A 2,126-nucleotide genomic window follows, 5' to 3' on the forward strand; every position below is an offset into this window, starting at 1 on the left:
GGCACACGGCGAGGCCGCCCGGCCCCGCGGCACGGCGGAACCGGACGGCCTCGTGGGGACCGGGCGGTCGGGCGCCGGTCAGTCGAAGTCGACCGTGCGGATGCGCTGGGCGTCGACCGTGGCGCCGATCGGCTCCAGCAGGTGGTTGTCCACGGCACGGTCCACGCGCAGCAGCATCACGGCGTCCGAGCGGTCCGTGGTCTGGCTGATCTGGGCCGCCTCGATGTTGATGCCCGCCTCGCCGAGCAGGGTGCCGACCCGGCCCATGATCCCGGGCCGGTCCGGGTACTCCATGAGCAGCATGTGGCCCTCGGCGCGGATGTCGAAGTGCCTGCCGTTGACCTCGATCAGCTTCGGCACCTCCTCCTTGCCGGAGACCGTGCCGGAGACCGAGTGCTTCGTGCCGTCGGCGTGCACGACCGACACGGTGAGCTGGCTGCGGTAGTTGTCGCTCTCCGGCCGGGTGGTCACGCTCGCCTCGACACCGAGGTCCTCGGCGAGCCGGGGCGCGTTGACGAAGGTCACCTGGTCCTCGACGACACCGGAGAACACCCCACGCAGCGCCGCCAGCTGCAGCACGCTGACGTCCTCGCCGGAGAGCTCGCCACCGGCCACGACGGAGACCGACGCCGGAGCCTTCGTGCTGAACGCCGACAGCACGGTGCCCAGCTTCTGGGCCAGCGGCACGTAGGGCCGCACCTCCTCGCCGACGGCACCGCCCGCGACGTTCACCGCGTCGGGCACGAAGTCCCCGCGCAGGGCCGCCAGCGTCGAGTGGGCCACGTCGGTGCCCGCCCGGTCCTGCGCCTCGTGGGTGGAGGCACCCAGGTGCGGGGTGACCACGACGTTGGGCAGGTCGAACAGCGGGCTGGAGGTGGTCGGCTCCTCGGCGAACACGTCCACACCGGCGCCGCTGACCCGGCCCTCGCGCACGGCCTCGGCCAGCGCGTCCTCGTCCACCAGGCCGCCGCGGGCCGCGTTGACGACGATGGCGCCCTTCTTGACCTTGGACAGCGCCGTGGCGTCGATCAGGCCCTTGGTCTCCGGGGTCTTGGGCAGGTGGATCGTGATGATGTCGGCACGGCGCAGCAGCTCGTCCAGCTCCACCAGCTCGACCCCGAGCTGCCCGGCACGCGAGGCCGACGCGTAGGGGTCGTAGGAGAGCAGCTCGGCGTCGAACGCGCCGAGCCGGGTGGCCACGAGCTGGCCGATCTTGCCGAACCCGACGACACCGACGGTCTTGCCGTTGAGCTCGACACCGGTGTAGGACGAGCGCTTCCACTCGCCGCCGCGCAGGCTCTGGTCGGCCGCGGGCACCCGCCGCAGGACGGACAGCAGCAGCGCCACGGCGTGCTCGGCGGCCGAGACGATGTTCGACGTCGGGGCGTTGACCACCAGCACACCGCGTTCGGTCGCGGCCGGGACCTCGACGTTGTCGAGCCCGACACCCGCCCGTGCGACGACCTTCAGCCGGTCGCTCGCGGCCAGCACCTCGGCGTCGACCTTGGTCGCGGACCTCACGAGCAGCGCATCCGCCTCCTTCACCGCCTCGAGCAGGGCGGCGCGGTCGGTTCCGTCCACGTGCCGGACCTCGACCTCGTCGCCGAACACGCTGACCGCGGACTCGGCGAGCTTCTCGGCGAGGAGAACGACGGGCTGGCTGGAATTGCTCACGATGCGCCTTTCGTCAGATCGGGTTCATTCGCACCACGCGCTGAATCGCGCCACGACGCTGTGCCCGCGATGCGCCGCAGTCTAGCCCCGGGGACCTGCGGGTCCAATGGTCACGCGAGCCGGAGCACCCGGATCGGCCGCACCGGGCCGATGCACCACCCGCCCGGCCGGCGGCGCACGGAACCGTCCGCGTCCGGCTCTCACCCCGCGTCAGAGCGCCTCCGGACGGTCGAACTCGCCGTCCCGCACACCGGCGAGGAAGGCGTCCCACTCGGACGGTGTGAAGACGAGCACAGTACCGTCCGGATCCCCCGCACGGCGCAGAGCCACGTGGGTGGTCTCGTCGCCCTGGGTGAGGAAGGCGAACTCCACCGTGGCCGCGCCGTCGCTTCCGGCCCCGGGGACACCGTCGGACCCGGCCCGCCCCACCGGACCGGCCGAGCCCGCACGGG

2 protein-coding genes are annotated in these 2,126 nt (G+C 72.6%); both read right to left on the minus strand.

Features of this window, described 5'->3' with window-relative positions:
• Positions 1–78: 78 nt before the first annotated feature.
• Positions 79–1,674, minus strand: coding sequence for a phosphoglycerate dehydrogenase (gene serA / locus SACHA_RS0102530; RefSeq protein WP_019806968.1), 1,596 nt, complete (start codon positions 1,672–1,674; stop codon positions 79–81).
• Positions 1,675–1,884: 210 nt separating this feature from the next.
• Positions 1,885–2,103, minus strand: coding sequence for a DUF397 domain-containing protein (locus tag SACHA_RS19935; RefSeq protein WP_020628584.1), 219 nt, complete (start codon positions 2,101–2,103; stop codon positions 1,885–1,887).
• Positions 2,104–2,126 lie beyond the last annotated feature (23 nt).

Source organism: Saccharomonospora halophila 8 (genome assembly GCF_000383775.1).
GTDB classification, from domain to species: Bacteria; Actinomycetota; Actinomycetes; order Mycobacteriales; family Pseudonocardiaceae; genus Saccharomonospora; species Saccharomonospora halophila.